The organism is Mesorhizobium sp. M6A.T.Ce.TU.002.03.1.1 (genome assembly GCF_003997275.1).
Classification (GTDB): domain Bacteria; phylum Pseudomonadota; class Alphaproteobacteria; order Rhizobiales; family Rhizobiaceae; genus Mesorhizobium; species Mesorhizobium mediterraneum.
On record NZ_RZTI01000042.1, the window covers coordinates 26250 to 42590 of the forward strand.

Annotated in this window: 15 protein-coding genes; 8 read left to right on the forward strand and 7 right to left on the reverse strand. The window is 63.6% G+C overall.

What is annotated here, in order from left to right:
- Positions 1 to 5: 5 nt before the first annotated feature.
- Positions 6 to 476, reverse strand: a complete 471-nt coding sequence (locus EOC93_RS15035) for a MarR family winged helix-turn-helix transcriptional regulator (RefSeq protein ID WP_095484383.1) — start codon at positions 474 to 476, stop codon at positions 6 to 8.
- Positions 477 to 697: 221 nt separating this feature from the next.
- A complete protein-coding gene (locus EOC93_RS15040) occupies positions 698 to 1426 on the reverse strand; it encodes an intradiol ring-cleavage dioxygenase (protein ID WP_126103930.1) in 729 nt (242 codons plus the stop codon).
- A gap of 177 nt (positions 1427 to 1603) precedes the next feature.
- Here EOC93_RS15040 and EOC93_RS15045 point away from each other — a divergent pair, with 177 nt between their 5' ends.
- Entirely contained in the window at positions 1604 to 2662 is a 1059-nt protein-coding gene (locus EOC93_RS15045) for a GTP-binding protein (protein WP_127204992.1), read from the forward strand.
- A 260-nt stretch (positions 2663 to 2922) separates the two neighbouring features.
- Positions 2923 to 3897 carry a WD40 repeat domain-containing protein gene (locus EOC93_RS15050; protein WP_127204993.1) on the forward strand — a complete coding sequence of 325 codons (975 nt, stop codon included), beginning with the start codon at positions 2923 to 2925 and terminating at the stop codon, positions 3895 to 3897.
- Positions 3898 to 3910: 13 nt separating this feature from the next.
- Here the strand turns inward: EOC93_RS15050 and EOC93_RS15055 are convergent, their stop codons facing one another.
- A complete protein-coding gene (locus tag EOC93_RS15055; RefSeq protein ID WP_127204994.1) occupies positions 3911 to 4366 on the reverse strand; it encodes a hypothetical protein in 456 nt (151 codons plus the stop codon).
- A 167-nt stretch (positions 4367 to 4533) separates the two neighbouring features.
- Between EOC93_RS15055 and EOC93_RS15060 the strand changes: the two genes are divergently transcribed.
- From EOC93_RS15060 to EOC93_RS15070, 3 genes are all read left to right on the forward strand, one after another.
- Entirely contained in the window at positions 4534 to 5916 is a 1383-nt protein-coding gene (locus EOC93_RS15060) for an aspartate aminotransferase family protein (protein ID WP_127204995.1), read from the forward strand.
- Between the two features lie 13 nt (positions 5917 to 5929).
- On the forward strand, positions 5930 to 7351 hold the full coding sequence (locus tag EOC93_RS15065) for a glutamine synthetase family protein (RefSeq protein ID WP_126103935.1): 1422 nt from the start codon (positions 5930 to 5932) through the stop codon (positions 7349 to 7351).
- 132 nt (positions 7352 to 7483) lie between these two features.
- A complete protein-coding gene (locus tag EOC93_RS15070) occupies positions 7484 to 8164 on the forward strand; it encodes a UdgX family uracil-DNA binding protein (protein ID WP_245461465.1) in 681 nt (226 codons plus the stop codon).
- A gap of 2 nt (positions 8165 to 8166) precedes the next feature.
- Here EOC93_RS15070 and EOC93_RS15075 read toward each other — a convergent pair whose 3' ends face one another.
- From EOC93_RS15075 to EOC93_RS15090, 4 genes are all read right to left on the reverse strand, one after another.
- A complete protein-coding gene (locus EOC93_RS15075; protein ID WP_127204997.1) occupies positions 8167 to 9432 on the reverse strand; it encodes a glycerate kinase in 1266 nt (421 codons plus the stop codon).
- Positions 9433 to 9607: 175 nt separating this feature from the next.
- Complete coding sequence (locus tag EOC93_RS15080) at positions 9608 to 10114, reverse strand: heme-degrading domain-containing protein (protein ID WP_095484391.1); 507 nt, start codon at positions 10112 to 10114, stop codon at positions 9608 to 9610.
- A gap of 75 nt (positions 10115 to 10189) precedes the next feature.
- The gene (guaD, locus tag EOC93_RS15085; RefSeq protein WP_126103938.1) at positions 10190 to 11503 is read right to left on the reverse strand and encodes a guanine deaminase; all 1314 of its coding nucleotides are present in this window, start codon (positions 11501 to 11503) and stop codon (positions 10190 to 10192) included.
- A gap of 2 nt (positions 11504 to 11505) precedes the next feature.
- Positions 11506 to 12723, reverse strand: coding sequence for a urate hydroxylase PuuD (locus EOC93_RS15090; protein WP_095484393.1), 1218 nt, complete (start codon positions 12721 to 12723; stop codon positions 11506 to 11508).
- Between the two features lie 140 nt (positions 12724 to 12863).
- Between EOC93_RS15090 and EOC93_RS15095 the strand changes: the two genes are divergently transcribed.
- From EOC93_RS15095 to EOC93_RS15105, 3 genes are all read left to right on the forward strand, one after another.
- The gene (locus tag EOC93_RS15095; RefSeq protein WP_127204998.1) at positions 12864 to 13784 is read left to right on the forward strand and encodes a LysR family transcriptional regulator; all 921 of its coding nucleotides are present in this window, start codon (positions 12864 to 12866) and stop codon (positions 13782 to 13784) included.
- A gap of 76 nt (positions 13785 to 13860) precedes the next feature.
- Positions 13861 to 14877: an LLM class flavin-dependent oxidoreductase gene (locus EOC93_RS15100; RefSeq protein ID WP_127204999.1), complete on the forward strand. Its 1017-nt coding sequence runs from the start codon at positions 13861 to 13863 to the stop codon at positions 14875 to 14877.
- Positions 14874 to 16145 (forward strand): LLM class flavin-dependent oxidoreductase, encoded by a 1272-nt coding sequence (locus EOC93_RS15105; RefSeq protein ID WP_095484396.1) that lies wholly within the window; start codon positions 14874 to 14876, stop codon positions 16143 to 16145. The genes EOC93_RS15100 and EOC93_RS15105 overlap by 4 nt, the downstream gene beginning before the upstream one ends.
- Positions 16146 to 16341 lie beyond the last annotated feature (196 nt).

Sequence of the window (16341 nt, forward strand, 5' to 3'; positions counted from 1 at the left end):
GCGGATCATTCGTCGGCGTCGATCTCATCATCGACGAGAACCATCTCTCCATTCGAGAGGTTCGCCTCGACGCGGGCGAGCAGCTTGAACAGCGCCTTCTGGTCCTTTTTGTCGAGACCTTTCAGCGCCTGCTTCTCGGTCTTCTTCACCGATTTCTCGATGGCGTGAATGATTTCGCGGCCGGTGTCGGTCAGGAAGATATGGGCCTGGCGGGCATCGGCGGCCGAGGCGCGCTTTTCCAGGAAGCCCTGCGCCTGAAGCCGGTTGATGGTCTTGGTGATGGTCGGCGGGCGAACACCGAGGCGGCCGGCAAGATTGCCGGGCGTCTGCCCGTCCTCGCGGTCGAGCGCCAGCATGATCTGGTCCTGGCCGGCATAAAAGCCGTGCCCTAGGAGCCGCGCCGCCAGCGCAGTACGTGCCAGCCGCGCCGCCGAATGCAGCCGGCTCATTGTCGCAGTTTTGTCCGCCTTGGCCATGGTCATCCCTCTTCGGCCGAACCGGTGCGGACAGCATAGAGGCAGCCGCCCGGTTGGCAATCGACGATCAAAAAAGATCCGGCTCTGCAAAACAGCTTTGCCGGCAAGCAATGCGATGTCCGCCGTGGCTAATGCCAGATGTTTATTTCAGTTAGATGACAAACGACTTTTCAGTGCAGGTGGGAGCTTTCCGCAGGAGCGCCGCACACACGAAACGAGACTCAATCAGCCTTTACCGCGACGATCATCAACGCCTGGTAGGCGTCCGCCACCTCACGCAGCGCCGCCTGCGACAGCGGCCCGGCGCGCCGGGCGATACCGTCCCTGGCATTCAGCGTATCCCGCCTGCCGGACCGGTCGGTGTAGGGCGCGACAGTGGTGAATATCTGCTCGCTCAGGCTGTCGGGGAAAAACAGCTGGCCGGTCATCACCGAATTGTCGTTGGGGAAGACCTTGAAGTGGATGTGGGTGGTGCGGCCGCGATACCAGCCGGGATAAATGGTGGCGAAGGAAACGATGCCGGTGTCGTCCGTCTTTTGCCAGCCGCGCAGAAAACTCTGGCCTGACGTGTCGACATCCTGGCCGTCACCTTGTCCAGGATAGCCCGAATAATGCCCTTGCGCATCGCAATGCCAGATGTCGACGCGCGCGCCGGGAAGCGGCCGGCAGCCCGCGTCGACCACCTGCAGCCGTACATTGAGGGCAATGCCCGCTTTGCCCTCGGTGATATCGGCGCGCTCGAGCTTCGGGTCGAAATAGAACGGCCCCTCGGTCGCCTCCGGCGTGATCGCGCAGACGCCGGCGCCACTATCGAACAGGGCAAGCCCGGCAAAGGGCGAGGCTTCTTCGGCCCTTGCAGCTGGAAGGAAAATGCCGCCGCCGGCAGTGACGGCGATGAGGCCGAGCGCCCGACGCCGGTTCAATGGAAATAAGGATGGATTGTCGGGCATCCGGCGCCACCTTCATTCTTGTCGAGCAACTCACCTTGTTCATATCTAGGCCGTGAGGCCAGCCGGCACTAATGAAAGTTCGGCAATGTTGGCGACCTGTTTGGCCCATCGGTTTGCTGCGTGCAAAAGCAAGGCGCACATCCTATATGGAGCCAACAATCCTTTTCGAGGCCCAACATGAGCGATGCACAGACGACGCAGATCCCCGTAACCGTTCTCACCGGCTATCTCGGCGCCGGCAAGACGACACTGCTCAACCGCATCCTTTCGGAAAACCACGGCAAGCGCTACGCCGTCATCGTCAATGAATTCGGCGAGATCGGCATCGACAACGAGCTGATCGTGGAATCCGACGAGGAAATCTACGAGATGAACAATGGCTGCGTCTGCTGCACGGTGCGCGGCGACCTGATCCGCGTCGTCGAAGGCCTGATGCGCCGGCCGGGCCGTTTCGACGCCATCGTGATCGAGACGACTGGCCTCGCCGATCCGGTGCCGGTGGCGCAGACCTTCTTCATGGACGACGATGTGCGCTCCAAGACCAGGCTCGACGCAGTGGTGGCGCTGGTCGACGCCAAGCACCTGCCGTTGCGGCTGAAGGATTCCCGCGAAGCCGAGGACCAGATCGCCTTTGCCGATGTCGTCGTGCTCAACAAGACCGATCTCGTCACGCCGGAGGAACTGAGCAAGGTCGAGGCGACGATCCGCGCGATCAACCCGGCGGCCAGGATCCATCGCACCACACGCGCCGGCCTAGCGTTGTCGGAAGTGCTCGACCGCGGCGCCTTCGATCTCTCGCGGGCGCTGGAGAACGACCCGCATTTCCTCGAGGCGCATGACGACCATGACCACGACCATCATGACCATGACGGCCATCATCACCATGAACATGACGGGCATGACCACCATCATCACGCGCACCCGTCCGATATTCATGACGTGACGGTGCAATCGGTGTCGTTGCGCGGCGGCGAGATGGACCCGAAGAAATTCTTCCCGTGGATCGAGAAGATCACCCAGATGGAAGGCCCGAACATCCTGCGGCTGAAAGGCATCATCGCGCTCAAGGGCGATGATGAGCGCTATGTCATCCAGGGCGTGCACATGATCATCGAGGGCGACCACCAGCGCGCCTGGAAGGACGGCGAGAAGCACGAGAGCCGGCTGGTGTTCATCGGCCGCGAGCTCGATGCCGAGCGGCTGAAGAAGAGTTTTGACGCCTGCCAGGCCGCTTGATTTCCAAACCTTATAACGCTAGCGCTGGCCCTTCTTCCTTCTCCCCTTGTGGGAGAAGGTGGCCGAGCGAAGCTCGGTCGGATGAGGGGTGTTCCAGCTTGGCACTGACGGCGTTTCGTCCAGCACCCCTCAACCGTCTTGGCGCTGCGCGCCAATCCACCTTCTCCCACAAGGGGAGAAGGTCGCGTCGCACCTAGCCACGCTAACGATTCCTCTGCGGCGGCAAGGCGACCACAACGATCTCTAATGGAACAGCTCGCATGCCCACAGTCGCCCCGCTTGATCTCGATGGCCATTGCATCGCCGCCGTCTTCCTTGACGACGTGCCGCACTTTGCCCTGGCCGACGGCACCATCCATCGGCTCGACCATGGCCACAAGACTGTGCAGGCCAATGACGGCTTGCTCGCGGCCTTCCACGACGCGGCCAACGACCGGCTGATCACCGGCGGCGAGGACGGCAAGGTCTTTGCCGTCACCGCCGGCGGCAATGCGGCGGAACTGGCAAGCGCCGGCAAAAAATGGATCACCAGCGTCGCTGCCGGGCCGCAAGGCGCCATTGCCTACGCCTCGGGCAAGACCGCGTATGTGCGCTTCGCCGACGGCAAGACCAGGGAATTTGCGCATCCGCGTTCGGTCGAGGGGCTAGCGTTCTCGCCCAAGGGCATGCGCTTTGGCGTCGCCCGCTACAATGGCGCGACGCTGCATTTCCCGGCGGCCGACGGCAAGCCTGTCGAGCTCGAATGGGCCGGCGCCCACACCGGCATCACCTTCTCGCCGGACGGCGCCTTCCTCGTCACCACCATGCAGGAAAACGCGCTGCATGGCTGGAAGCTGGCCGACGGCAAGCACATGCGCATGAGCGGCTATCCCGGCAAGGTCAAAAGCCTGTCGTGGAGCGCCAAGGGAAAATGGCTGGCCAGTTCCGGCGCGCCGGCGGCGATCGTCTGGCCGTTTTCGGGCAAGGACGGGCCGATGGGCAAAGCGCCGCTGGAGCTCGGCACGCGCGGCAACGCCATGGTGACCTCGGTCGCTTGCCATCCAAGCCAGGACGTCGTCGCCGTCGGCTATGACGACGGCATGGTAATGGCCGTGCGCTTCACCGACGCCAAGGAAGTGCTGTTGCGCCGGCCGGGCAAGGGCGCCATCACCTCGATGATGTGGGACAGGCAAGAGCGGCGCGTCGCCTTCGGCAGTGCGGCCGGCGACTGCGGCGTTATCGATATTTCGGCATAACTAGCCGGGAGTTCTACTCGGCCCCGCAGGAGACCTTGCCGGTCAATTCGACAGGCTTGCCGTCTTTGTCCGCGGCAGCCGCGCCGTCATAGATGGCAAGCGAATAGCGCCCGTCATAGACGCCTTCCTCGCTGGCCTTGGTCAGGATCGTCAGTTCGAGTGAGCTATAGGTGTTTGCGACCTCGTGCTCACGATAGACGAGCAGCCGCAGTTCCTTGCCGTCGAGCCAGTATTGCGTGAGGTTGGAATCCTCGAACATGGTCTTGCGCAGATCGTCGCCAACGGGCCTGCCAAGAATTTCGAGGTCGCCGCGGAAATTGAACGTTGGACCGCCCATGCCTCTGGTGACGCCGGCTTCGACCTCGAATTTCACCGCCGCATTATCATCGACGGAGCACCAGATGCCGCCGCTGGCGGAAGCCGCGCCGGCCGACAACAGCAGCGTTGTTACACAGAAGATCGTCCGCATCTTTTGTTCCCCTAGCCACAAACCCCATCGGCATTGATGCTCGATGATGCCCTGAGGTCAAGCTCCAGTCCTCTTCACCGCGATCGCTGAACCAATGCAGGGCGGCCGCGCGGCCAATTGCGGTTCCGGATGCCGATTGGCTAGAGTGACGTACGAGAGGGGCCTTCATGCATACAATCGACCATTCAAAGACATCCGTCGGCGGCATCAGCACTGCCCGCATCGCCGATCTGCGCGAGACCGAGGCCGAAGCCTTCCGCAAGGCACGGCCAAAATCGGCAGCGAAGGCCGGCAATGGTCTGCGGGGCTTCTTCGGCGGCGTGCCGATGCACTGGATGAACGACTGGCCGACGCCATTCCCGATCCTGGTCGGCAGCGCAAAGGGCGCCACCATCACCGATATCGACGGCAACAGGCTCGACGATTTCTGCCTCGGCGATACCGGCTCGATGTTCGGCCATTCGCCCCCGCCGGTCGCCCGCGCCATCCGCCGGCAGGCTGGACGCGGCCTCACCTACATGCTGCCTTCGGAGGATGCACTCGCCATCGGCCCGCTGCTGCAACAGCGTTTCGGCCTACCGTTCTGGCAGATCGCGACGACGGCAACCGACGCCAACCGCTTTGCGCTGCGCGTCGCCCGCGCCATCACCGGCCGGGAAAAGATCCTGGTCTTCAACGGCTGCTATCACGGCTCGGTCGACGAGACGATGGTGCGGCTGGTCGACGGCAAACCGGGCAACCGGCCTGGACTGGGCGGCGAATTCCGCGACCTGACGCGGGCAACCGACGTCATCGAGTTCAATGATCTGCCGGCACTTGAGGCCGCGCTCCGGGACGGGGATATCGCCTGCGTCATCACCGAGCCGGTGCTGACCAACTCCTGCATGGTGCTGCCCGATCCCGGCTTCCACGACGCGCTGCGACGCCTCACCCGCGCAGCCGGCACCCTGTTTCTGATCGACGAGACGCACACGATCTCGACCGGTCCCGGCGGCTATACGGCGAAACACGGCTTGGAGCCGGACCTGTTCGTGCTCGGCAAGCCGATCGCCGGCGGTGTGCCGGCCAGCGTGTGGGGCATGAACGAAAACGTCGCCGCGCGCTATGCTGCCTATAATAGCCAGAAACAGCCCGGTTATTCCGGCATGGGCACGACGCTCTCGGCCAATCCGCTGCAATTCGCGGCGATGCGTGCCACGCTGGAAGAAGTGATGACCGAAGAGAACTATGATCATATGGACCATCTGGCGCGGCGGCTCGACGCCGGGCTGACCGCTGTCATCGACCGCTACCGCCTGCCCTGGCATGTCGCCCGAGTCGGTGCGCGCGTCGAGTTCATCTGCGCACCCGGTCCGCTGAGGAATGGCGGCGAGGCGGAAACAGCGCATGCGCCGGAGCTCGAAGCGGCGATCCATGTCGCGCTGGTCAACCGCGGCGTGCTGATCGCGCCGTTCCACAACATGATGCTGATCTCGCCGGCGACCAGCGCTACCCAGGTCAACCGCCTGATCACCGCCTTCGGCGCGGTTGCGGCAAGGCTCGCGGCATGAGACAAGCTAGCGCATGAGAGAAGCGCACAAGCAAACTTTGAACGCCATCATCGCCTCCCCTTCTGGCTCGACGCTCGCCGAGGCGCAAACCTTTCTCGACGCCCATCCCGAGATCGAAGCGTTCGACATCGTGCTGACAGACGCCAATGGCGTCGGTCGCGGCAAGATCGTGCGCCGGCACGAGTTGATGAGCATCTTCGAGGGCGGCCGGCACATGCCGATATCCATCCTCGGTCTCGATATCACCGGCGAGGACGTTCACGAGACCGGGCTGATCTGGACGACCGGCGACGGCGACCTGCGGGCATGGCCGATCCCCGGCACGCTGGTGCCGCTGTTCGGTACACAGCCGCCGCGCGGCCAGGTGCTGATGGCGATGTATCATCTCGACGGTCAGCCCATGTCCTCCGACCCGCGGCTGGCGCTTGCCCGTCAGGTGGAGATATTGGCAGCCAAGGGCCTGCATCCGGCCGGCGCCTTCGAGCTCGAATTCTTCCTGCTCGCCAACGAGCGCGACGCCGACGGCAAGGTGCAGCCGGCGAACGCGGTGCTCGACGGCCGACGTTCGGCCAAGACCGAAGTCTATTCCGTCGACCACCTACACGGTATGGAGCCGCTGTTTTCCGACATCTATGCCGCGGCCAAGGTGCAAGGCATCCCGGCCGAGACGGTCATTTCCGAATATGCGCCCGGCCAATACGAGCTGACGCTGAACTATCGCCAGGATGTGATGCGGGCGGCCGACGATCTCGTCATGCTGAAGCGGCTGGTGCGGGCGCAGGCGCGCCGCCACGGCGTCACCGCTTGCTTCATGGCCAAGCCGATCGAGAAATATGCCGGCTCCGGCATGCATTTCCATGTTTCGCTGCAGGACAAGGCCGGCAAGAACGTCTTCGCTGAAGCCAGTGGCGAGACTTGGTCCTTACCGCTGCTGCGCGGACTGGGCGGCCTCATCCAGACCATGGCGGAATCAATGCTGGTGTTCGCACCGCACGCCAATTCATGGCGTCGCTTCGTCTCGCAATCCTATGCGCCGGTAGCGCCGAGCTGGGGCGTCAACAACCGCTCGGTGGCGCTGCGCGTGCCTGCGGGTGATGCCAAAAACCGGCGCATCGAGCACCGGCCGTCGGGCGTCGACGCCAATCCCTATCTGGTCGCGGCAACGGTGCTGGCCGGCATCACGAGGGGTCTCGACGAGGGCCTCGATCCCGGCCCCGAAACCATCGGCAACGGCTACGAGTCGGCAATCACGCGCACGACGATGCCGGTAGACTGGCGCGCCGCGATCGAGGCGGCGAGGGCTTCGACATTCCTCAAAGGCGCACTGGGCGAAGACCTGCACCGGACGTTCGTGGCGATCAAGCAATCCGAATATCTGCGCGTGGCGCGCACGGTCAGTGAACTGGATTATCATCTCTATCTGCACGAGGTGTGAGGCGATCGCATCGCCCGACATTCTCCCGGCGAAGCCCGGTCCGGGTTATTTCAAGGAACCTTTCCGGGGCCTCGCTCATTCCGCATCTGATCGCAGCAGCGGACGAAGGCCGCATCAGCCATGATCGCCAGGATGCAGACAAATCCCACGCCGCACCACGCCAAGGTGCAGGCAAGACGCTGGCCGAAGCCTGAATTGCCTGAGACGGCGGAAGACGACGGCGCAAGCACCATTCCCGAACTCAGCGAAGTGGCGAAAGCCTGCCGCCGATGTTCGCTGTGGCGCAATGCGACACAGACCGTGTTCGGCGAAGGCCCTGATAAGGCCAAGGTGATTTTCGTCGGCGAACAGCCCGGCGACCAGGAGGATCTGGCTGGCAAACCTTTCGTCGGGCCTGCTGGCAAGGTCTTCGACGCAATCCTGGACGAAGCCGGCGTCGACCGGCTGAAAGTCTATGTCACCAACGCGGTCAAGCATTTCAAATTCGAGCCGCGCGGCAAGCGGCGCATCCACTCCAAGCCGAATGCCGGCGAGGTGCAGGCCTGCCGCTGGTGGCTCGACAAAGAGCTCGATCTGGTAAAACCCAATCTGGCTGTGGCGCTCGGCGCAACGGCGGCGCAGTCACTGCTCGGCAAAGTCGTGCCGATCATGAAGATGCGCGGCACGGTCGTGGAGCGCGAGGATGGCCTGCGTGTGTTCGTCACGATCCATCCGTCCTTCATCCTGCGTATCCGCGAGCCGGCGGACAAACAGGCCGAACGCGAGCGGTTCCTGAAGGATATGAAGGCGGTGAAGACGCTGATGGCCGCCTGAACCTACCTGATCAGTATCGCCCGGAGATCATTGACGTTCGTCCCGGTCGGGCCGGGCACGAAAAGATCGCCGATGGCGTCGAATGCCGTCCAGGCATTGTTACCGGCAAGCATCGCCTTGGCATCGACGCCTGCCTCCCGCATCCGCGCCACAGTCGAACCGTCGGCAAAGGCGCCGGCATTGTCTTCCGAACCGTCGATGCCGTCGGTGTCGGCGGCCAGTGCATGGATGCCATCCATGCCGCTGATGCCTATGGCGAAGGCGAGCAGAAACTCGCTGTTGCGGCCGCCCTTGCCTTTTGTGCGCACGGTCACTGTCGTCTCGCCGCCCGACAGGATCAGCACCGGCTTTGGGAAAGGCCGGTTGCGCCTCGCAACTTCACGCGCGATCGCGGCGTGGACACCGCCGACCTCGCGCGCTTCGCCCTCGATGGAGTCGGAGAGGATGACCGCCTCGATGCCTTGGCGCCTGGCTTCGGCCGCAGCCGCTTCCAGCGACACGCCGGCCGAGGCGATCAGATGCACTTCATTGCGCGAAAAACGCGGATCGTCGGCGTGCGGCGCCTCTGCGGCCGGCGAATTGATATGCGCCATCACCGCGGCCGGCAGTCTCATGTCATAGGCGGCGATCGACGCCAATGCGTCTTCGCGGCTGCCGGAATCGGGAACGGTCGGGCCGGAAGCGACCAGCGCCGGATTGTCGCCCGGAATGTCGGAGACGACCAGCGACACCACCTTGGCGGGATATGCTGCCGCCGCCAGCCTGCCGCCCTTGATCGTGGATACATGCTTGCGGATGGTGTTCATTGCGGCGATCGGCGCGCCGGAGGCGAGCAGCGCCTCGTTGACGGCGATCTCGTCGGCCAGCGTCAGACCTCCAGCAGGCGACGGCAGCAGCGCCGAGCCGCCACCCGAGATAAGCGCCACGACCAGATCGTCCGCGGTCAGCCCCTGCACCTTTTCGAGCAGCCGGCGCGAGGCTTCGAGGCCGGCGGCGTCCGGCACCGGATGCGCCGCCTCGATGATCTCGATGCGCTGGCAGGTCGCGCCATAGCCGTAGCGGGTGACGACCAGCCCTTCGATCGGCCCGTCCCATACTTTTTCGAAGGCCGCCGCCATCTGCGCTGAGCCTTTTCCGGCGCCGATGACGATGGTGCGGCGTTTCGGCATTGCCGGCAGACGATCCCTGATGGTCCTCTGGGGATCGGCTGCGGTAACGGCGGCATTGAAGATCGATATGAGGAAGGGTTTCGGGTCGAGCACGGTCATACTGCGCCGGCACCAACGTCGATGCAGTTTTCCCACCGCTGCCGCTGCCCCTCATCCTTACCCTCTCCCCGTATAGAGACGGGGAGAGGGGGTCGCCAGCGTTGGAGCGCTTCCCTTCTCCCCGTCACTATGCGGGGAGAAGGTGCCGGCAGGCGGATGAGGGGCGCCGCCAACGTCAAGATTTTGCTTCCGGCGGCAACGCAAGCTCGCGCGCATCGATACCTAGGTGGGCGCAAAGCGCATCGACGACGACGCCGTGATCCTCGCGCTCCGGCAAGCCCGAGACCGCGATCACACCGATCACGCCGGCACCTTTGACCGTTATGGGAAAGCCGCCACCGGCCAGCACATAGTCTGATATGTCGAGCCCCTCACCGGGTTTGAAGCTGCGGTCGGGACGCTGCTGCTCCAGCACCATGCGGTAGGTGCTTCTCAAAAACCGGCGCACGACGTTGGTCTTGCGCCGCGCCCAGTCCGGATTGGAGGCATTCGAGCCTGGCATCGCTGCATAGAACAGCGGCCGGTCGAAGGTCCTGATGTCGACGATGATCGGCAGGTCTTCGGCTAGCGCCCGGTCGCGGATCGCCGAGCCGATCTTGAAGGCGACAGCCTCGTCGAAGATGGGGAAGACAAGCGTGGCTTCCTGTTTCTTGATCAGAGCGATGTCGTCCGCAACGGCCATGTCGTTCCCCTGTCAACTTCGCTGCAGGCTTTGACCGATGGCTGCCGCCCGGTCAAGACGGAACGTGCGGGATAGCTAAACCGCCATATCGCTCTTCGCCGCCCGCCCGGCGACATAGACTTCGCGCACGGCGCGGTCGTCGCCGAGCGTCTGCAGCATAAACAATTCCTCCGCCAGCGTGTCCGCCGTCTCCATCCGCAGCCGCATCGCCGGCGTGGCGCGGGCGTCGAGCACGATGATATCGGCATCGCTGCCTTGGTCCAGCGTGCCGATTCTTTCCACGACCGACAGCGCCTCGGCATTGCCGCGGGTGAGCTGCCAGAACGACTGGAACGGGTTGAGTTTTTCGCCGTTCAGCGCGATCACCTTGTAGCCCTCGTCCATGGTGCGCAGCATCGAGTAATTGGTGCCGCCGCCGACATCGGTGGCGGCCGCGATGCGGAGAGCTTTGTCTCGCGTGCGGTAGCGCTGATAATCGAACAGGCCCGAGCCGAGAAACAGGTTCGAGGTCGGGCAGAACACCACCACCGAGCCTGAATCCGAAAGCGAATCCGCCTCGCGTTCCGACAGATGAATGCAGTGGCCGAACAAGCTTTTGCGCCCGAGCAGCCCGTAGTGCTCGTAGACGTCGGTATAGTCGCGCGCCTTTGGATGGAGCTGCAGCGTAAAGGCAATCTCGGCGTGGTTTTCCGACAGGTGCGTCTGCATGTGCAGATCAGGATATTCGCGGCAGAGCGCGCCCGCCATTTCCAACTGCTCATGCGACGAGGTGATGGCGAAGCGCGGCGTGATGGCATAATGCTGGCGTCCCTTGCCGTGCCAATCGGCGATCAGCGCCTTGCTATCGTCATAAGCCGATTGCGCTGTATCGAGCACACCCTCCGGCGCGTTACGGTCCATCATCACCTTGCCGGCGATGTTGAGCATGTTGCGGTCATGCGACTCGGCGAAGAACGCTTCGGCGGACTCCCTGTGGACCGAGCAATAGGCGGCGACTGTCGTCGTGCCGTGACGCACCACCTCATCGAGAAACAGCCTGGCAATGCGGCGGCCATGCTGGGCGTTCTGGAATTTGGTTTCCTCAGGAAAAGTATAGGTGTTCAGCCAGTCGAGCAGTTCCGCGCCATGGGAGGCGATGACCTGCATCTGCGGAAAATGCGCATGCGCGTCGATGAAGCCCGGCAGCAGCAGATGTGGGCGGTGATCGATCTTTTTTGCGCCTTCATCAGCCTTTTTCTCGACCTCGGCATAGGTGCCGGCGGCTGCGATCCTGCCGTCGCGGATCAGCAGGCCGCCGTCCTCCTCGTAGCGCCAGGCGGGATGGTCGTCGACGGTCTCAGGCCAGCGCAGAAAGGACAGTGTGCGGCCGCGCAGGAGTGTGCTGATCATGCTTATTTCTCCGCCTCCTCGAACCATGCCACCAGCAGTGCCCGTTCCTTGTCGGTAATCTGCGTGACGTTGGCGGGCGGCATGGCGTGGCTGCGGCCGGCCTGCAGGTAGATCTCGCGGGCTTGCTCGGCGATATCGGCGTCCGTGTCGAGCATCACACCTTTTGGCGCGTGATAGATGCCCTCGTAGGACGGCTCCTGCGCATGACACATCGAGCAGCGGCCAAGCACTGTGTCGCGCACGGCGGGAAAATGCGCCGAGGCGACATAGATTTGTGCCGCCGAGGACGCCTTGGCTTCGCCGGTCAGCACTTTCGGCACCGTCGACAGCCACATGATGACGACGAACAGGACGGCGGCAGCCAGCCAAGTCCAGGTCGGGTTGCCCTTGCGCGCATGCATGGTGTTGAAATAATGCCGGATCAGCACGCCGATGATGAACACCAGCGAGGCGATCACCCAGTTGAACTCAGTGCCGAAGGCCAGCGGGTAGTGGTTCGACAGCATGAGGAACAAAACAGGCAGGGTCAGGTAATTGTTGTGCAGCGAGCGCTGCTTGGCGATCTTGCCGTATTTCGGGTCGGGCTTGCGGCCGGCTATCAGGTCGGCGACGACGATCTTCTGGTTCGGGATGATGACCATGAAGACGTTGGCCGACATGATCGTCGCTGTGATGGCGCCAAGATGCAGGAAGGCGGCGCGGCCGGTGAACAAATGGGTAAGACCCCAGGCGATGAACACCAGCACGGCGTAGAGCACCAGCATCAGGCCGGTGTCGCTTTTGCCGAGCGGCGAGCGGCACAAGAGATCATAGACCACCCAGCCGACGCCGATCGTCGCCAGCGACAGCAAGATGCCTGTAGGCACCGACATGGCGAGGACATTGGGATCGATCAGGAACAGGTCCGCCCCGGCATAGTAGACGACGCACAGCATGGCGAAGCCCGACAGCCAGGTGGCGTAGGATTCCCATTTGAACCAAGTCAGGTGCTCAGGCATCTCGGCCGGCGCCACCAGATATTTCTGCACGTGATAGAAGCCGCCGCCATGCACCTGCCATTCCTCGCCGAAGGCGCCGGCGGGCATGCCCGGACGCTGGCGCAGGCCGAGATCGAGCGCGACGAAATAGAAGGATGAGCCGATCCAGGCGATGCCGGTGACGACATGCAGCCAACGCACGGCGAAGCTCAGCCAGTCCCAGAAAATCGCGAAATCCATCATTGAAAGGTCGTCCCTGCCGATTGGGTGACTTTACGGGCTGGAGCGCAAACGGAAAGGGCCGAGCTGCACGATGACTTTCAAAAAAAATTGGAAAATACTAGGCTCGTTACACGCAGCTGCATGAGAGCCCCGAAACCCGCATGGCCTACCTCGACAACATCGCCGTCTTCGTCCGCGTCGTCGAACTCGGCAATTTGTCGGCGGCGGGCCGCGACATGCGCATCTCGCCGGCGGTCGCCTCCAACCGCATCAAGGAGCTTGAGAAGCATCTTGGTGTCAGGCTGTTCAACCGCACGACCCGGCAGCTGATGCCGACCGAGCACGGCACCGTGTTCTACTCCGGCGCCAAGCAGGTGCTGGAGGCGGTCACCGAGGCGGAGGCTGCGGTCAGCGCCTTATCCGGCCAGCCGCGCGGCACCATAAAAGTGACAGCGCCGCTCGGCCTCGGCCGCCGGCTGGTGGCGTCGGGCATCCCCGATTTCCACGACAAATATCCTGATATCGAGGTTCGGTTGAGACTTTCAGACCACAATGTCGACATTATGAAGGAAGGCATCGACGTCGCCTTCCGGCTGGGCATCATCGAAGATTCCAGCCTCAGGATGCGCGGCATCATGGAGTGCGAACGGGTGCTGGTGGCGGCACCGAAGTATCTGGAGGCGCGTGGCGAGCCGACCGAGCCGCAGGAATTGATCGGCAAGAAGCACGACTGCCTGATGCTGCGCTATTCCGGCGCGCGCGAATACGTCTGGACGCTGCAGACGGCCGACGGCCCGCGGAAATTCGAAGTGCACGGACCCTATGACACGGACGATGGCGACGTGCTGACCGGCTGGGCGCTGTCCGGCCGCGGCATCATCAACAAGCCGCGATTCGAGGTCGAGCCGTTCATCCGCGACCGGCGGCTGAAGGTGATCCTGTCCGACACGCCGCCGACGCCGGTGCAGTTCGCCGCCGTCTATCCGCACAAGAAGCTGCAGGACCCGAAGGTGCGGCTGTTGCTCGACTTCATGGCCGAGCGCTGTCAGCGGCTGATCAAGGATATTCTGGCCGGCAAATGATGCGTGGCTGGCCGGTTGCTTTCCGTCCAGCTGGTGAAGATAATTCCTGCGGAATCTCACTCACCAGGGAAGACCGATGGCCGACGGCGCCACAATGCATCTTGCCGTTTCACTGGTTCCGGAAGCCGCGCCTTCCCATCCGTCCGATGCCGGCCCGGATTTCAGCCTTCTGGCCCGGTTCGTGCAAAAGGCCGAAGCAGCCGGCTTGGACATGGTGGTTCTTGCCGATTCCGAGCTGGTTGCACGCGGCGACGCGCCGAACCGGCAAGTGCCCTTCGAAGCGACTACCCTGCTGGCGGCGCTGGCGACGGTGACCAGCAGGATCGGCCTCGTCGCCGCGGCCTCGACCGTCGCGCATCAACCCTACAATCTGGCGCGCCGTTTTGCCTCGCTCGACATCATCAGCCACGGCCGCGCCGGCTGGAACGCTAGCATGGTCCCCAATCCGCGCGAGGCAGCCAATTTCAGCCGGCCAGAGGGGTTTTCCGGCGACGACTTCCGCCGACGTGCGGAGGAATTCATCGGCATCGTGCAGGGCTTGTGGCAAGGTTGGGATACGGATGCCCTGCTGTTCGACAAAAGCGGCGGCCGCTTCTTCGATCCCGAAATGATGCACCTGCTCGACCACAAGGGAGAGTTTTTCTCTGTGCGCGGACCGCTGAACGTTGCACGCTCGCCGCAGGATATGCCGGTGCTCGTCATGTCTGGCCTGTCGGAGGCTGACATGGACATCGCCGCCCGCTTCGCCGATGTCATCCTGCTTGACGAGCCAGCGGGCGCGAACGCTGATGATCTGAAGCGCCGCGCGCTTGCGGTCGGGCGCAGTCCGGACGCGATAAAGGCGCTGATGAACGTCGCGCCTGGTGCTGAAACGGCCGCTGGGCCGGAGATTATCGCGGACAGGCTCGAAGAGCCCTTCCGATCAAAAAGCTGCGACGGTTTCAACATAGTCATGCCGCCGGTTGAGGCTGTGTTCGACGAGTTCGTCGACCTCGTGCTGCCGGAGCTTCGTCGCCGCGGCCTTCTTCGATCGGATTATCCCGGCGCGACGCTTCGCTCCGATCTCGGACTTGCTGGGAGAGATGAACTATGACCGCCCATCGACGTCAGATGAAGCTTGGCGCCTTTCTGTGGGCAACAGGCCACCATATCGCGGCCTGGCGCCATCCGCAGGCGCATGTGACGGCGGGTGTAGATATCGACCATTACATCCAGCTGGCGCGGACGGCGGAGGCGGCGAAGTTTGACATGATCTTCTGCGAGGACGCTGCCGGCGTGCGCGAGGCCAATGTCAATATCGCTAGCCAGACCTCGCGCTCGATCGGCTTCGAGCCGATCAGCCTGCTTTCGGCTCTCGCAGTCCAGACCAGCCACATCGGTCTCGTCTCCACGGCATCGACGAGCTACAACGAGCCTTACGGGCTGGCGCGGACCTTCTTGTCGCTCGACCATCTGAGCGGCGGCCGAGCCGGCTGGAACCTGGTTACCTCCGCCAGCCACATCGAAGCCGCCAATTTCGGCTCGACCGGCCTGCGCCCGCACGCCGATCGCTATGAGCGCGCGCGTGAATTCGCCGAAGTCGTCACCGGACTTTGGCACGGCAAGCTCGATGGGGCTTCCGGATCCGGTCACGACGGCCAGAGCTTTTCGGTTCGCGACCCGCTCAACCTGCCGCGCTCCCCCCAGGGCGCGCCAGTGATGGTTCAGGCCGGCGCCTCGGACGTTGGCCGGGACCTTGCCGCCCGCACCGCCGACGTCGTGTTCACAGCGGCGCAGACATTCGAGGAGGCGAAATCCTTCTACGAGGATCTCAAGGGTCGCCTGGCGACCTATGGGCGCGAGCCTGATGATATCAAGATCATGCCGGGCGTCGCACCGATCGTGGCGGCAACCGAGGCTGAAGCGCAGGAAAAATACGAGGAATTGCAGGAGTTGATCCCCGACGATGTCGGCATCGCGCTGCTTTCCAGCTATCTCAGCATTTCCGATCTGTGGCGCTATCCCATCGATGGACCATTGCCGGAGCTGCCGGCCAGCGAAGGCATGCAGAGCCGGCAAGCTCTCGTCGTCGATCAGTCGCGCCGGGACAAGCTCTCCATTCGCCAGCTTGCGCGCCACTTCGCCGGCGCGCGCGGCCACTGGCGCGTCGTCGGCACGCCGGCTCAGATCGCCGACGAGCTCGAGGCACGCTTCGAGGGCGGCGCCGCTGACGGCTTCAACGTCATGCCGTCCTGGTTTCCCGGTGAACTCGATGCCTTTGCCGCGCTCGTCGTGCCGGAATTGCAGCGGCGCGGCCTGTTCCGCACGGAGTACGAAGGCCGCACCTTGCGCGACCATCTGGGCCTGAAGCGGCCGATCTGAGCAGCACGCTATGGAAGCGCGCCTGCACGAAAAATGCAGCTCGGCAGTATGTTAGCCGTCAGCCGGCCATCGCCTTGCCACGAGAGGCGGGGTGCGGAGCCGCTGGTGCGACGGCGTGAGCGGCCAGCGCCGTCATGATCTCGGCCGCCGCCAAGGCCGCAATCACTTGCGGTCCCTTGTCCTTGACCGTTTCGCC